At 39.4% G+C, this 16,211-nt stretch carries 16 protein-coding genes; 2 read left to right on the plus strand and 14 right to left on the minus strand.

The features are described 5' to 3' along the window. Nucleotides 1–617: 617 nt before the first annotated feature. The 8 genes from NON16_RS24165 to NON16_RS24200 form a co-directional block, all read right to left on the minus strand. Complete coding sequence (locus NON16_RS24165; RefSeq protein ID WP_257352052.1) at nt 618–1,523, minus strand: NAD(P)/FAD-dependent oxidoreductase; 906 nt, start codon at nt 1,521–1,523, stop codon at nt 618–620. 65 nt (nt 1,524–1,588) lie between these two features. Continuing rightward, on the minus strand, nt 1,589–2,029 hold the full coding sequence (locus NON16_RS24170) for an Rrf2 family transcriptional regulator (RefSeq protein WP_257352053.1): 441 nt from the start codon (nt 2,027–2,029) through the stop codon (nt 1,589–1,591). Between the two features lie 295 nt (nt 2,030–2,324). Then, complete coding sequence (locus NON16_RS24175; protein WP_257352055.1) at nt 2,325–2,717, minus strand: aminotransferase class IV; 393 nt, start codon at nt 2,715–2,717, stop codon at nt 2,325–2,327. A 433-nt stretch (nt 2,718–3,150) separates the two neighbouring features. Beyond that, entirely contained in the window at nt 3,151–3,489 is a 339-nt protein-coding gene (locus NON16_RS24180) for a VOC family protein (RefSeq protein WP_257352056.1), read from the minus strand. A 327-nt stretch (nt 3,490–3,816) separates the two neighbouring features. Next, complete coding sequence (locus NON16_RS24185; protein WP_257352057.1) at nt 3,817–4,584, minus strand: GNAT family N-acetyltransferase; 768 nt, start codon at nt 4,582–4,584, stop codon at nt 3,817–3,819. A 159-nt stretch (nt 4,585–4,743) separates the two neighbouring features. Beyond that, nucleotides 4,744–5,493: a class I SAM-dependent methyltransferase gene (locus NON16_RS24190; RefSeq protein WP_257352083.1), complete on the minus strand. Its 750-nt coding sequence runs from the start codon at nt 5,491–5,493 to the stop codon at nt 4,744–4,746. A gap of 197 nt (nt 5,494–5,690) precedes the next feature. Beyond that, nucleotides 5,691–6,629, minus strand: coding sequence for a DMT family transporter (locus NON16_RS24195; RefSeq protein WP_257352058.1), 939 nt, complete (start codon nt 6,627–6,629; stop codon nt 5,691–5,693). Between the two features lie 477 nt (nt 6,630–7,106). After that, nucleotides 7,107–7,976 carry an SDR family oxidoreductase gene (locus tag NON16_RS24200; protein WP_257352059.1) on the minus strand — a complete coding sequence of 290 codons (870 nt, stop codon included), beginning with the start codon at nt 7,974–7,976 and terminating at the stop codon, nt 7,107–7,109. Between the two features lie 98 nt (nt 7,977–8,074). Between NON16_RS24200 and NON16_RS24205 the strand changes: the two genes are divergently transcribed. Then, on the plus strand, nt 8,075–9,037 hold the full coding sequence (locus NON16_RS24205; protein WP_257352060.1) for a helix-turn-helix transcriptional regulator: 963 nt from the start codon (nt 8,075–8,077) through the stop codon (nt 9,035–9,037). A gap of 254 nt (nt 9,038–9,291) precedes the next feature. Continuing rightward, nucleotides 9,292–9,924 (plus strand): LysE family translocator, encoded by a 633-nt coding sequence (locus NON16_RS24210; RefSeq protein WP_257352084.1) that lies wholly within the window; start codon nt 9,292–9,294, stop codon nt 9,922–9,924. 35 nt (nt 9,925–9,959) lie between these two features. On the opposite strand, the gene NON16_RS24215 is transcribed toward NON16_RS24210, so the two are convergent. The 6 genes from NON16_RS24215 to NON16_RS24240 all read right to left on the minus strand — a co-directional run bounded on the left by NON16_RS24215 (nt 9,960) and on the right by NON16_RS24240 (nt 16,143). Then, entirely contained in the window at nt 9,960–10,346 is a 387-nt protein-coding gene (locus NON16_RS24215) for a Gfo/Idh/MocA family protein (RefSeq protein WP_308216652.1), read from the minus strand. A gap of 12 nt (nt 10,347–10,358) precedes the next feature. After that, complete coding sequence (locus tag NON16_RS24220; protein ID WP_257352061.1) at nt 10,359–11,387, minus strand: Gfo/Idh/MocA family protein; 1,029 nt, start codon at nt 11,385–11,387, stop codon at nt 10,359–10,361. 45 nt (nt 11,388–11,432) lie between these two features. Beyond that, entirely contained in the window at nt 11,433–12,158 is a 726-nt protein-coding gene (locus NON16_RS24225; RefSeq protein ID WP_257352062.1) for a ThuA domain-containing protein, read from the minus strand. Nucleotides 12,159–12,510: 352 nt separating this feature from the next. Beyond that, nucleotides 12,511–13,338 carry a carbohydrate ABC transporter permease gene (locus NON16_RS24230; protein WP_257352063.1) on the minus strand — a complete coding sequence of 276 codons (828 nt, stop codon included), beginning with the start codon at nt 13,336–13,338 and terminating at the stop codon, nt 12,511–12,513. Between the two features lie 30 nt (nt 13,339–13,368). Further along, nucleotides 13,369–14,649: a carbohydrate ABC transporter permease gene (locus NON16_RS24235; RefSeq protein WP_257352085.1), complete on the minus strand. Its 1,281-nt coding sequence runs from the start codon at nt 14,647–14,649 to the stop codon at nt 13,369–13,371. A gap of 186 nt (nt 14,650–14,835) precedes the next feature. Next, the gene (locus NON16_RS24240) at nt 14,836–16,143 is read right to left on the minus strand and encodes an ABC transporter substrate-binding protein (RefSeq protein WP_257352064.1); all 1,308 of its coding nucleotides are present in this window, start codon (nt 16,141–16,143) and stop codon (nt 14,836–14,838) included. Between the last annotated feature and the right edge of the window lie 68 nt (nt 16,144–16,211).

A 16,211-nucleotide genomic window follows, 5' to 3' on the forward strand; every position in this document is an offset into this window, starting at 1 on the left:
TTTTACCTTATAGCAAACGTTTTGGATGACAGTCCTTGTTTCAACGTTCCCTGCTTCCCAAGTACCTTATAACGTAGCTATCCATTCTAGACTTAGGTGCTTCCTTTAAGCCTGCGAGCTTGATACCGCCATTGTTCGGTATAGCGTATTTCAGAGGGCGCAGTTTTACTCTACACCACTCGCCCCACCGTAGGGTAGGACATAGCATTACACTATGTTCTAACTTTAGACCCTTACATTCGGAAGTTCGTCAGTTCCTTTCGAGTGGAACATTCTCACCTTATCTAGTTTTTCAGCCATGCGGCATATCAGTTAGCATACCTTTTCCAATGGAATGGCTCTAGCCTTCCTTCTGCCGACTCTACCTGTGCTTCGAACCCCATGAACTGTCATTCATGACGCACGCAGGAGTATTGATGAGGTCGTTTCAGAAAACATGGTTTCATCATTCCGACCTTCCGATATAAAGTTGGAATCTATCAAACGAATTCCCTGCATTTCACGCTACAAAGCNCCTTCCGATATAAAGTTGGAATCTATCAAACGAATTCCCTGCATTTCACGCTACAAAGCGCTTATAGCAGAACTTGTCGCGCGCACCCGTTAGTTTACAGATTTTATTTAAATTCTGCCATCGTCAAATCAAAATTCACTCCCATTGCAGCGCGAACCCCTTGAGCTGCAGAGATTATTAACTGTGAAGGACCAGATAGAGATGTATCTCCTGCCGCATATACATCTTGTACATTTGTCCTACCTAGATCATCAGCAATAATTCCGCCATTTTTACTCATCTTACATCCCAAAGCACTGGCAAGATCATTGAATTGTCCAAGTTCAGTTGTAACAAAACCTCCTGTTCGTTCCATTTCTGTACCGTCCTCAAAAACAACCTTTTCTAATTTTCCATCCGAACCTCTTAAATGTATAATTCGTTCTTCCTTGATACGAATACCTTTTCTTTTAAGTAATTGCTGCTCTGTTTCCGGAATTATTTTATTGCCATTCGTACAAACAACTAAGTCTTTACTCCATTGATAAATCACCTTTGCCATATGGGAAACATGTTTGTTTTCAGAAATGAGTACCAAAGGTTGTTCTCTTAATTCCCAGCCATCACAATAAGGACAACTAAATATACTCTTACCATAATAATCCCTAATTCCATTTACATTAGGTAAGCTTTCTTTAAGACCCGTTGCAACAATGATTTTCCTACATAAAAATGACTTACCTTCATGAGTTATTAGGTTAAACATTGAACTACTTTCCTTTTTCACCTCTACAATTTTGGATTTTTTTATTTTTACGGATGGATATTTACTGATGTCTTGATGAGCCAAGGCTCTGAACTCTCTTGGTGAAACACCATCTCTAGTGATAAATCCGTGCGACTCCTGGGTAACAGCGTTTCTAGGCTGATCATTGTCAAAGAGAATAACTTTTCTTTTAGCCCTGCCTAATACAAGAGCAGCATTCAACCCTGCAGGACCGCCACCTATTATTGCACAATCTAAAATCATATTTTCACCCCATTTAATATTAAAGACATTAAAGATATTTATAGTCTATAATTAGATTAAAAAAATTAATTTACTGCAGAAGTTATACAATGTACTTTATTTTTATCAAACTTTTGTATGATATCTTCAATAGTTTTAGTGCTTAGATGTTCTTCCATTTTTTGTTCAGCTTCATTCATTACTTTTTCAATGAGGCAATTTTGTCTATCGTGTAAATTATTATCTAAACTGCAGTTAAACAATGACGTTTTCCCTTCAATGGCATGTATGATATCTAAGAACGTTATATTTTTTGCATCTTTAATTAATTTATATCCACCGTTAACTCCTGTAACGGATTCGATAAAACCAGCTTTAACTAAATTCGTTAATACTTTAGAAAGATACGTAGGCGACACTTTTTGAACTTCAGCCAAAGGCTTTACACCTATTGTCTTCCCTGGTGGTAAAAGAGCCAAATAAACAATCGTGTGGAGTGCATAATTCGTTGCCTTTGAATACTTCACTTTCTCACCTCCTAATTATATTATAGACTTAATGAATCTATAATATCTTCAATAATGTAATTAAGTCAAGTAATTAAATTCTTGTTTATTTATTACGATTTTATTTGCTCATATAAACTCAAGAGGATTGCTTTCATAGGAATCAGATAAAAAAGTATTTAAATGGGGGTCGATAGTAAACTTAATACCATCAATACTTGAAATTGTTTGAGAGCCTATGGAAGCATTGGTGAAAAATGCTGATTTAAATGATGTGAGGTCTTCAGGATAGACCTCACATATCTCAAACTTTATATCATTTCTTTCCAACTTGAATGAGTTGCATGGCTATGCCTGGAAGTGCAGCAGCTTTGGGCCAAATGATTCGTTCCCCATCATAGAAGCCGATATTCGAGATGGATCCTTCAGAAATTCGCCCCATTGAATCTATAAAAAAGACATCATCGAAACCATTCATCTTCGCAAGACGGCGGCGATAAATTCGACCAAATCCTCCGACGTTTTTCACCTCTGGAATGTCCCGTTCATATTCAGTTGTCTGCAATCGTAGAGGCGGTAATGAATGAATTGACGCTTTCATTACCGTTACTAAAATTTCTGGTTCGAAAGTATCTTCTAACTTATCCAAACTAATCTCACGAGAAAATACATTCACACGTATGATGACTGGTTCGTTAATATTTCTCATAGCATGCCTCATGTATCCACGGACTTTTTGTTTATCACTCCCACATCCAAACAGCAATTGAGTTATGAGGTCTGTCTAGATGAAGGTCTACTCCTCTCACTTTCCATCTACAGCTATCGTAGAAGTAATATGGCCATAATTAAGTAAACCAACGATTTGAAAATCTTCAGCATTGGCTGGATTTCCATTGACCTCTGCTCGGATTACTTTGCCCATAGCACTGTCCGCCTCCTATTAATCTGATTTACACTGATTATAAAAATGATATTAGAAGATGAATAAAGAGTCAAAACAGAGCAAAACTCATAACAGATTATCGGTCTTTTCTGTTACGAGTCATCCATATATTGAAAGGGCGATTTTTCCGCGACCATTTCCGGATTCTACTTTCCCGGTGAGCATCTGCTACATATCGAGTACACTAATGCTGTGTTTAGTTGCAAACCTCAACGGTAAATCCACCTGGGGCTTTAACATAAAAGGTCCATCGATGAGCCTTTTTGGGCGGTTTTACATCGAATCCATCATTCTTCAAGCGTTGATTGATTTCGTTCACCTGATCTTCACTGTCTTGTGCAAAGCCAATATGAAAGGACTTAGGATAGTTGACGGGAGTACCTTTCATCAAGGCGAGTAATAAGCCATCATTGTCTAACAGAACAGCGAAGGAGTCACCGTGTGTGCTCTTGGTTTTCAGGTTAAAGTATTTTTCCAAAAACTCTCGAGCCGCGTTGACGTCAGTGACCGTAAGATTGATATGGTTTAGTTTCATAGGTTCCACATCCTTTGTATAATAATCAAATTTCTTACCTTTCTTCCTCGTGTTGTAACATTATTGTATCGATATAAATGGATCTAGGAATCGTTAAATCGAATGAAGTTCTTTTCAAACTTTAGACTGAGGTTGGCTGGAGGAAAGGATTATTAATTATGAATCAGGCTTTAAGGAAATCGTTCCGTTTAATAAAGGATAAAAAAGACCATGTAATCGGAAATTGAAAATGGTTGAGATAATCGGATAGCGGCATTGTAATCAATATAGGTAAATTAAAAAGGAACAATGAAAGTTAAGATCACTGTTCCATATTTACCTTAATCTTTAATCTGCTGGTGACTGATACGGAATCGTAATTCCGAGTTTTTGAAATCCTCTCTTTTCTAGAATAGGTTCACTCATTTTTGTTGCATCTACAGTTAATAATGTATATCCCATTTCCCATGCCTTTTGCGCACGTATAGCTAGCAGATCCGTATAAATTCCTTGTCCTCGATATTCTGGCAAAGTAGAACCACCCCACAAACTTCCAAAAGAGGTCCCAGCATCTAGATACATCCAAGCAGCACTTACGGGTTTATCGTTTACATATGCGGCATAAATGTGCAGCAAATTTGGAGTTTCCGCCTTGTCACTTTTTAATCGATTCCCTAATCCCGAAAAATCAACATCCCATATTAAATTTTGTAATGAAATAATGTCATCGATTTCTTTCGCTGTTGATATGGTACGAATAATAGAGGAAACTTTTTTATGTAAAAGTGAATTTTCGGTGCTTAAGGGATTGATCATCAAAGATACCGGGTCACGTCCTTCAAATCCCTTCTTTTTAAGCCTCTCCTTTAGGTTGCCAGGAGTGTCATAATCAAACCATTTCCATTTGAACGGCTTACCAAGTCTCTTAAAATACTGAATCTGTTCATCGATGGCTATATCAACATCTTTTTCAGTTAATTCAGAGTAAAGTATAAGACCAGAATCTGCAGATACATGCCGAATGACACTTCCAACCGCTTCTCGATTCCAGCCTGGAAGTTCAGAGTGAATCCTTTGTTCATCCGTATAACGATTTAATAGTGTTTGTTTATCCATGTAATCCTCCCGTGTTTTTGTAATACAACACAATATGTACGACCCAATATTCACGCATATGATTTATATCGTTTTGTTCTTTCGTCATCCTCCCCGTTCGTTCATTAGAAAAGTCCCTAATTCTTGTAGGAACTTTTCATTAAAACTGTCAACTAACTTTTATTTTGGAGATACAATTTCCTTTTCTGCTGAGATCATTAAAAACATAGGTCTTCGGTTTTCGTCTCTCATTTCAGGAACACTCTTTAACATTTCATCCGAAGGCATCGGCTCCTTGATTGCTCTTATCTTAAATCCGGAACCAATTAAGTCATTTATATACGTCGAAATCGTACGATGGTATTTAACAACGTTCTCAGTTAAAAATGTTGTCTCACGCACTCCTTCTAATTGATAGTTGTCAACTGGCCAATGCAGACGGTTTCCTTGATCATCGCAATACCAATCTTGTTCGTTCCGAGAAGTAAAGATTGGATGTTCCACTGAAAAGACGAAAGCACCCCCAGGCTTTAGACAATCATGAATTTTCTTGCAGATTGCTTCAAACGACTGAATATAGTGGAATGCCAAAGAACTGATCACCACATCAAATTGAGAGTCTGAAAAATGGATGTCTTCAATTGGCTTTTTTAAATACGAAATCAAAGGATCATCTGTGCTTTCACGAGCTTTTTGCAGCATTTTTTCCGAAATATCTACCCCAACGACAGAACTTGCTTGCTGCTCACGTGCATATCGGCAATGCCAACCGAAACCACAACCCAGATCAAGCACGCTCTTACCTCGAAGGTCTGGCATTAGTGCTTTTAATACATGCCACTCTCCCGCACCTTCAAGCCCTTTGACTGATCGTGGCATTTTTTCATACTGGGAATAGAAATTAGCATCATCATATTTGTTTTGTTTCATCATTCATACATCTCCTATTTATTAAGATAGCCTCCTAAAATAATACCACGTCTATTTCAGGAGGCTACCTCTCCCCTTCTTACCATTACTTCACCTCTTTTTCTTTGATAAATCTTTACCATATAATAACACATTCTCACACACTGATATTAACTTCAACTAATCCTAGACAGCAGTCAACACCTCTGATTCATAACTCAGTTTCCACCGTCATAAACTTTTTTCCTTCTCCAGTAAAAACAGATTTTGCCGATGCTTTTTTGCGATTTTCTCAACTTTTTCTTTTGAGAATTGTTGTTTACAAGATAAATGCCGATAATGATGAACAGACCCCCAACGATGATTGAAGGGTATAACGGATCATCTAATAATAACCAGCCCGTTAATACACCGAAGAAAGGTGCCAGGAATAAATAGGCACTTGTCTTACCTGGATCTCTCTTCTGTAAAAGATAATACCAGACAGCAAATTGAACGATCGAGGACATAATACTTAGCCACAGTAAAATGGAAAGGGAATAACCGTTTAAAATGAAATTCGATTTTTCAAGAGTGAAGCTACAAACGAAAAGCAACAAACCTCCGAAAAGCATTTGATAGGCGGACAAGACCCATGTGTCGAACAACGCACCCCACTTTTTAACTAACAATGTTGAACTTGCCCAGAAAACAGCGGAAAGGATTCCGAAAAGAATGCCAATTTTAAATTCAACCTGTGCCCCCATTGTAATACTTACCCCCGCTAACCCTAAAAGGACACCAATCCATTGATAAAGTCTATAACGAATTCGTAAAAACACCGTACCGAGGATAACAACAAGCAATGGATTTGTGAAGGTAAGAATTGAGGATTCACTCGCCGTAATCGTTCGTAAACTTAAGAAAATACACCCCATAACTCCAGCAGTTTGGAGAGCACCGATAATAAGCATCCTGATCCAATTTCCTCTGGATGACGGGTGCGGTCTTTTCAAAGCGATAACGATTACTGCCATGATGATTCCTGCAAGTGTGAAGCGTAATGCTGCTAATAACAATGGGGATGAATAAGCTAACCCTATTTTACCTACAGAAAAAGAAGAACCCATTAAAAATGTTGTTAAAAGGATCAACGTTGTAAATTTGAAGGTATTCATCTTACTTCTCTCCCTACCTATTATAATGGCTATTCTATAGCTATTATAACTGCAGGATATTTCAGTGGTCATCGAAATATGAAATGCAAATGGAGTTAAATACGTAAAAAAGAACATACAATGATTGTTTATTCCAAAAGATTCTAGGAAAAGAATTCTTGCTTGGGAAGATGCTGGTATAAATTATGAAGTAACTTATTATGCAAAACTTTCACCAAAGGAAGTAAGTAAAAAGCAATTAGTCAGTATGGCGGAGTCTTTTGAATAAACGAAAACTCCATTAACCTTCCTACGTGCCGTACTCCAGCGGAGATAATTCATATGTAAAAACTGCTGAATGCGGAATGGGAATTCTTGTGAAATGTTGGGATTGCGAAAAGGAGTCCCAGGAGCAATGACTCAAAATACTTTTCAAAAGGTACGCTTTTTAGAACGTTATTCATGAGACGGCGCGTTAGTAAGAAACGCGCCACTGATTTATTCAACATACTTTTTGTAATAATTACCCCAGTGTGGCTGGTTTCCATCAATGTCTTTAAAATGATAAATCTCTGAAAGCCCCCAGGTACTTAAGGTTTTTCCGTTGAATCTTCGTACATTTGGGTCTAAAGCAAGCTGCTTTAATGCCTCCCCAATATAAAATGGTGTTTCAGAAGCGATGAAATGTTTTTCTACCTTCGCGCCTTCCTTCCAATTGTTCTCACTCACACCAAAATGGTCTAACATTGCTTCAGAACGAAGAAATCCTGGTGTCAAAGCAAGCGATGTGATGTTGTAGTCTTTGAGGTCTTCAGCCATCGCATGAGCCATATGGATATTTGAGATCTTTGCCAAGCTATAATAGAAGTTTCCTCGATATTTATAATCTACACCGTCTGTGATTTCAATAATCAATCCTTTATTGTTTCTCTTCATTAGCGGTACTGCGTAATGAGAAGTTATAATATGGGCAAGAACCGCTTGCTTGTGCATTTGTATCCCCTTTTGCAGACTATGTTCTCCTACATCCTTTCCCCACTCTGTCAACGGATCCCCTCCCCATATATCATTGACGAGAATATCCAATTGGCCCGTTTGTTCCTGATCCACTCTTTCTACTAAATTTTTCACTTGTTCCTCGACTGTATGATCTACTTTTATAGGAATCCCATGACCTCCAGCTTCCGTAACTAAATCAGCTGTCTCCTCGATGGTTTCTTTTCGCTGCATAGGAGAAAGTTCCTCTTTGGTTGTGCGCCCTGTTACATATACCGTAGCTCCAGCCTCACCTAATTTAATGGCTATCGCTCGTCCTGCACCTCTAGTTCCCCCAGCTACAATCGCTATTTTATTCTTCAAAGAAGCCATTTTTCATCTATCCTTTCTATTTTATTGATTTTATTATAGAGTGAATATATGACACCTAATGTCATGGTTTCAAAAAGGTATTTTAGGGAGTATTGCTTATGAAAGCTGAAAGAATGATGAAAATTTTAATCCTTTTACAATATGGGGAAACGATTTCCACACCGATGCTTGCAAGGGAACTGGAAGTTTCTGAACGAACGATTCATAGGGATATGGAATCCTTAAGTGCTGCGGGCATTCCCGTTTATTCAGAAAGGGGAAAGACTGGAGGCTGGAAGCTTGTAGATGATTGGAAACAAAAACTAAGCTGGTTGAAGGAAAAAGAAGTCCTTTCCCTATTCTTACCTCATGCTGAAAAGCTTCTTTCTGATTTAAATATGGATATATCAACGGCGGATATTCGAGATAAGTTGCTATTATCACTACCCGAGCAATCGAGGGAGCGTGCAATGAATCTTTGGGAACGAGTTTATGTAGATATGGGAACCTGGAGAAACGAGAAGAACGATCCGAATCCACCAATGGACGTGATCCAGCAAGTAGTCATGAATAACCAAAAAGTGAAACTCGATTATAAAAAACCAAGCGGGGAAATCAAAGAGACGAGTATCAAACCACTAGGATTAGTAGCGAAAGGGAGTACATGGTATATCGTAGCTTTGAATGAAAATGATGAATATCGCAACTATAAAATTGGACGGATTTTAAAAGCCTCCCTCATAGATGAGTATTTTGAAAGACCAAACCATTTCAGATTAGCCGACTATTGGGAGGAATCTAAAAAAGAATTCGTTCAGAAACTCCCCGAATTTAACGTGAATGTAAAAGCTTCTCCTTTAGTTAAGGATAGAATGATGTTTACTGGTCGTTTCGTTCGGTCAACACATATTGGAAAGGAAATCAAGGATGGGTGGACAGAGATGAACTTGAATTTTCCTACAGAAGATGAAGCGATAAATTTTATTTTAGGCTTTGGAAACCAATTGAAAGTCATTTCACCGGATAATCTAATCAATAAAATTAAGGACAGAGCACGAGAAGTACTTAATTTTTATGAATAGTGAGGTATTCGAATTTTTGTTATCTTAAATGTCATCCTATATTCTTTAGTTGTAAAGGATGATCAATACGAATTTATTTTAAATGGTCTCAAAGTGTATTCGCCCTTTCAGGATAAAAACTAAGCAAAGTATGATTTATTCCATTTTGTTTTGCTCTGTAACCATTATTTTATAGATTTCAGATTTTCTTTATTAAATAAAATGAAGTATTGGAGTATAATTGAGTGAAAAAATTACTCATTAAGGGGGATTTGATGTTTGACTTCAGTACTTTAGCTGCATTTGCACTTGTTTCGTTAGGGATTGTGTGTTCACCAGGTCCTAATATGATTTATTTGATATCACGCTCTATTACACAAGGAAAAAGAGCAGGGGTAATTTCTCTTTTGGGCATCGTCCTCGGCTTTCTAATATATGTAATAGCGACGATGTTTGGTCTCGCAGTTTTATTTGAAAATGTACCAGTTATTTATGAAATAATAAAATGGATGGGTTCAGTATATTTGCTTTGGTTAGCTTGGAATGCGATAAAATCAGGTGGAAATTCAATATTTGAGCCAAAACATCTACAAATTGAAAGACCCAAAAAGTTATTTTTTACTGGATTAATGACCAGTTTGTTAAATCCAAAAATTGCAATCCTGTATGTATCCCTACTTCCGCAATTTCAAAGCCCTGAAAATGGATCATTTTTCCTTCAGACAGCAATATTAGGGATCACACAGATAACGATTAGCTTTATCGTAAATTCCTTGATTGTAATTTTTGCAGGTCAGGTCTCCATCTGGTTTGGGAAACGACCCGTCTGGATAAAAATCCAACGATGGTTCATGGCGACTGTGTTAGGTGGACTTGCAGTAAGTTTGGCACTAGAGCAAAGAAAATAAGATATAATCTAGTTCAACTAACGGACAGTTTCCTTTCATAAGCCCATATGTATATAAGATCCTAAATTGTTGTAGAACGGCAGTTCATAAGACCTGACCATTGCTTCACACTCTTCAACCGTCATCGCCATCGGCTTTTCACAAAACACATGTACCCCCGCCTCTAATGCAGCGACAGTCATTTCTGAGTGGAATTTATTCGGGGTACCAATCGTCACTGCATCGACGTGTTCCAGCATTTCATGGTAATCTGTATAGATCTTCGGTATCCCGAATTTTTCTGCAACTTCCTTTGCTCTTTCTTCATTAATATCACTGACAGCTTGTAGTGTGGCTTTGTCAGATAGTTTCAAGTAAGAGGGAATGTGTCTGTCTTGGGCAATCCCTCCAACCCCGATCATGCCCATTCGTAGTTTGCTCATTATTTTTCCACCTCAATTGAGACGAGTGATTGTTTTCTTTTCATTCGATTCAAGGGCTGCGAGAATCACTTGCAATGATTTCATCCCTTCTTCTCCGCTGACTGGGGATACCGTATCGTTCACTATACAATCTACAAATTTGTCGATCACTTGTGTGTTCGTTTGATCACCTGATTCATTCGTCTGAATGCCACCCAATTCATATTTCACTACTTCACCATTTTGATACTGTGCGATCAGCGAATAAGCAGGGTCATCCTCCAATCGTAAAATCGCTTTTTCTCCGTAAATGATCGTAGAGTTGTCTTCTTTGGAAACATACGACCAGCTTGCTGCTAATGTACCGATGATGCCACTCTCTGTTTTCAACACACAAACCGCCGTGTCATCCACATCTGTGTTATCCTTGGCACTTGTTTCAACAAATGACCCAACTTCAACTACCTCTTCTCCTAGTAGATAGCGGATCAAATCAGTCTTGTGAACACCTAAATCGCCCATTGCTCCGATGAACGCTTTATCTTTTTGGAAAAACCAGCTTTCCTTCCCGTCCATACTCCAGGCTTCTGGTCCACCATGCCCGAATGTCGTCCTGAAACTATAAATCTTGCCGATTTCTCCATTCTCGATGAGCTGCTTCGCTTTTACATGGGAAGGTACAAAACGCTGGTTATGAGCGATCATCAGTTTCTTGTCCTGTTCAACTGCTGCTGAAATCATCTGCTCCCCTTCCTCTTTCGATGTAGCCATCGGTTTCTCACAAAGGACGTGCTTTCCTGCTTGAAGAGCCGCAATCGATACAGGAGCATGCAAGTAGTTCGGTGTACAAACGCTGACTGCATCAATTTCATCGTTGGCGATTAATTCCTTATAATCGGTATACACCTTTGCCCCGTATTTTTCCGCCATTTCAATTGCTCGGTCTTCTACAATATCACATACGGCTGTAACTTCTACATGTTCATTCATCGCATACTCTGGTAAATGGCGATGTTTCGCAATACTTCCACAACCAACAACACCAACTCTTAATCTACGCATCTCTAATCCACTCCTTGTAAAAATGTGTCAACATTCTCTATGAAATTATGATTTTTTCAATATTAATTCCAAAGGCTCCGCATTCCCATAAACAGGCTTAGGAAGTTCAGTCGGTTTCGCCCATTGAACTGCATTTATCATCACTTTTTGAACGTCTTCATTATAATAGGTTGGATACGTTTCATGTCCTGGTCGGAAGTAGAATACCTTCCCCTTCCCCCGTTGATATGTACATCCGCTTCGGAATACTTCTCCACCTTCAAACCAGCTTACAAATAGAAGCTGATCTGGGGCTGGAATATCGAAATGTTCTCCGTACATTTCTTCTTTTTCAAGTTCAATATACTCGCCAATTCCTTCAGTAATAGGGTGGCTCGGGTCGACAACCCAAATGCGCTCTTTCTCATCTGCTTCGCGCCACTTTAAATCACAGGATGTACCCATCAGTTTTTTGAAAATTTTCGAAAAATGACCAGAATGCAGGACGATCAATCCCATTCCGTCTAATACACGTTGATGTACCTTCTCAACCACGTCGTCCCTTACTTCCTCATGCGCAATATGCCCCCACCATAGCAGCACATCGGTTTTGTCTAAAGTCTCTTTTGTTAATCCATGCTTTGGTTCATCAAGAGTTGCCGTTTGTACGTTATATTCTGCTTTTCCTAGAAAATGTGCGATCGCACCATGGATGCCCTCTGGGTAAACCTCCTGAACCTTTGGATTCTTTTGTTCATGCCGGTTTTCGTTCCATACCGTTACGTTCAACATTGAAGTAATCCTCCTTGAAAGCTTATTAGGGGTTGTTCAAAAAGTCCGGTAAAAATAGCTGTCGAATTTCTTCGTTACTCGGTCTCTCCGGTCCTCACGTATTACAATGAAGCATTGATTATCATCGAAGTCATTCAATGTGCACCTGCGTCTAAATAGTTAACGCTATCGATGAAAGCTTCCTCGGTGCAAGGCAGCAAAGATGCCTCCAAGTGAGTAGCCTTCCTCGAGACTTTCGTGCCTCGGGCTCACAGGATGTGAGTCAGTTCAACGTTGTCACAGGACGTGACGGTTTTAGTTGAACTTCAGAAATTCGGCTCTTTTTATCCTCCTTTTTGAACACGTACTATTACTATTCTTTTACTGATCCTGATGTCAGTCCTGAAACAATACGCCGTTGGAAAAATAATACCATGATTACTAATGGAATGGTGACCACAACGGTTGCGGCCGAAATTTCTCCCCATGGAATCGTGTATTGACCTTGGAACATGGCGATACCTACAGGGACTGTCTTATATTTTTCAGCCGTATTAATCGTCAAAGCAAATAAAAACTCATTCCACGCCGCGATGAAAACAAGGATAGCCGTAGTGAATATTCCTGGTACAGCCAGTGGCAGGATCACCCGCCAATACGTCTGCAGCAGGGAAGCCCCATCCATTCTTGCCGCCTCTTCCAGGTCAAACGGGATTTTCCGGAAAAACGTCACGAGAATCCAAATCGATAAAGGCAAGGTGATCGTTGTATACGGGATGATGAGTCCAAGATAGCTGTTCGTCAAACCGAGGTTTTTCAGAATGATATAAATCGGCGAAATCGTCGCAATTTGAGGGAACATCGATACAGACAGGACGATTCCTAATATGATCGGTTTTCCTTTGAAATTCAATCGAGCGATCGCATAGGCTGCAAACGAAGCTACAAATACAGTGTAAATGGTTGTAATGGATGCGACCACAAAACTGTTCCATAAATAGTTTAAGAACGGATAATCGAGAAAGACCGATGCATAGTTTTTAAACGTTGGGTTGTCTGTAAATGGCATGAACGCCTTCTCACCGAATAATTCCGACATCGGCTTGATCGAGGTGATGAGCATCCACAAGAAAGGAAACATGACTACAAATACAAACAGGAATAGAAAAACATAAAACAACGGACCTGCTTTCTTCTGCATTCTACTGACCTCCTTCACACTTCGAATTCTTTACTTTGCTGATCCATCCTTAATCAGTTCAGATCCTAACAGCTTGATGAAAATGGCTGAAATAATCGCCACACAGATAAACACAATAACGGATAATGCGGATCCCTCACCAAAATTCGTTTGGGAGAACATGACCGTGTATGCCAGGATCGAGATCGTTTCTGTTGAATTGGCTGGCCCGCCGCCTGTCAATACAAAAATCAAATCGAACACACGGAATGCATCAAGGGTCCGGAACAGCAAGGCAACGAGTATGCTCGTCTTCAGTAATGGTAATGTGATCGTAATGAATTGCTTCCACTTGTTTGCCCCGTCAATTGCGGCGGCTTCATACAATGACTTCGGAATCGTTTGTAACCCTGCTAAAATCAACAATGCCATATACGGTATTGTTTTCCACACATCGGTGAAGATCACGGAAAACATTGCACCTGTACTTGTTGTCAGAAGGCTCGACATCTCATCAACGAGGCCGACCTCTGCGAAAATCTTTGCTATGATCCCGTTCTGCCCATCATATAAGTACCTCCACATCAAGGCTGAAACGGCAGTCGGTATCGCCCATGGAATCAAAATACTTGCCCGTATAAGACCACGTCCGAAAAATGCCTTATTGATCAGTAATGCAATAGCCAGACCGATCACCAACTCTATGAAAACGGAAATGACGGTAAATGTAACGGTATTAGCAAGTGCCTTCCACATCCGCTTATCGGTTAAATTGTTTTGATAATGCTCGAATCCTATAAAGTTTGGTTTTATAATTGCATCATCTAATCCATTCGATAGCCCTACTATTTTATCGATGTTCTTAAATTCATTTTGACCACGTAATGCATCTAAGTCTTTCTGGATACCTTTTATCGTTTCTAAATAATTTTGCGAGGTTTGTTGTTCGATTTCTACAAGCTTCAAGTGGTCAGGTACACGTTCAAAATTATTAAGCTTTTCATTCACAGCCTCATATTTCTCCGCTGCACCTGGGTCAGTTTGGATTTGTTGATTCAATGTCTGTAATTTTTCTTTTACCTCTTCCAGCTCATCCACTGCATTCCCATTTCTGATTTCGCTCTCTATGCCGCCAATCAAGAAAGGATAGTTCGATAAATACCGATCCAAATCGATACTGTAATTCAAATTGACCGATGATTTTGTCGGATCATTCAGCCTTAAGTCAAACAAACTGAAATAAAAAGATTGTAGGACAGGCCAAATGGCAATCGCAAAGATAAGGATTAAAGCGGGAGACACTAACAAATAGCCTATTGTCCTCTCAGACAGTTGCCTTTTAGGTTTTTTCGGCTTACTCGGTTTGGTTTGGGGTATTTCGCTTTGCCGAGATGTTTCCAAGTCATTCACCACATTCACTCCTTTCTGTAAAAAGAAAACTTATTAGTAAGTAGGGGATGACTCGTGTCAAAGGTACTTGACTTCGCACCTTTTAAGTCACCCCTTGTGCTTATACCTTTACTTTACAAGCTTTGCTTCCATTTCTTTTTGCATTGTTTTAACCGCTTCTTCAGCCGTGATTTCTCCAGCGATCGCTTTGGAAACTTGAATCTGGATAATTTCAGAGATTTCAGCATAGTTTGGCGCAACTGGACGTGATACAGCTGATTCTAGGGCTTGTTGGAAGCCTTCTTCCCCAAAGAATGGGTTTGCTTCGATGATTTCCTCGTCTTCATACAATGCTAGGAGTGTTGGTGCATGACTTCCATAAATGGCATCAATTTTTTGTCCTTCAGGTCCTGTCATGAACTTCAAGAATTCCCATGCCTCTTTCGGATGCTCAGAATATTTGTTGATCGCTGCTAACCAACCACCAAGAGCTGCCGCAGAACCTGCGTCACCTTCTGGAAGTGGTGCAACTGCAACCTTATCTACGATTTCCGATTGATCTGGGTCATTTGCTAATGCATATTGGTAAGGCCAGTTCCGAACGAACGGTGATTGCCCTTCTATAAATGCCGTATGTGATTCTGGTTCCGTAAATGTTGTAATGTTGTCTGGAACGATATCAGAATTCGCAATTTCGATCAGCTTTTTCAAGCCTTGTACACTATCTTCGCTATCAATCACTACCTCACCATTTTCATCAATGATTTGACCACCGTAGGCGGCAATGAACTCAACAGCGTTACAAACTAATCCTTCATACTGCTTTGCCTGCATTAAATAACCGAATTTTGTCTTTCCTTGCCCTTGTATTTCTGATGCTTGAGCAATCAAATCATCCCACGTTTTTGGCGGCTCTTTTACAAGATCGGTACGATAAAATAACATTCCTGCATCAATGAATTTCGGCATCGCCCAAAGCTTTCCGTTAAAAGTTGCGGCCGTAATCGGACCTTGGTTGTAGTCCTCTAAATTAATGCCATCCTGTTGAATAAACCGGTCAAGTGGCAGCAGATATTCAGCTTGAGCAAATTCTGCCGGCCAGATTACATCAATATCAAATACATCAATTTCCGATGAACCCGCGTTTAATGAAGTTACATATTGATCGTGTTGAGCTCCCGAATCTGTTGGCATATCACGAACCTCGACGTTAATGTTCGGATGCTTTTTCATGAAAGCGTCAACGATTTTTTGGGTAGCTCCTGTTGCATCTTTACCACGCGCGTATACAATCGTTACTTCTTCTTGCTCTTTAGAGTCTTTTGTACCGTCACCCTCATCTGTGTTTGGCTCCGCTAAGTTCGGACTGCATGCTGCAAGAATTAAGAAAAGTGCTAAGAAGACCATCATCAGCTTACTGTTTTTCAACCTTTTCATCCTAGAATCCCCCTTGTTCAAATATGAAATCGATTTCAGAAATAAATGTCGGAAATTGTAATAGATTT

This window comes from Pseudalkalibacillus decolorationis (assembly GCF_024609785.1).
GTDB lineage: Bacteria > Bacillota > Bacilli > Bacillales > Fictibacillaceae > Pseudalkalibacillus > Pseudalkalibacillus decolorationis.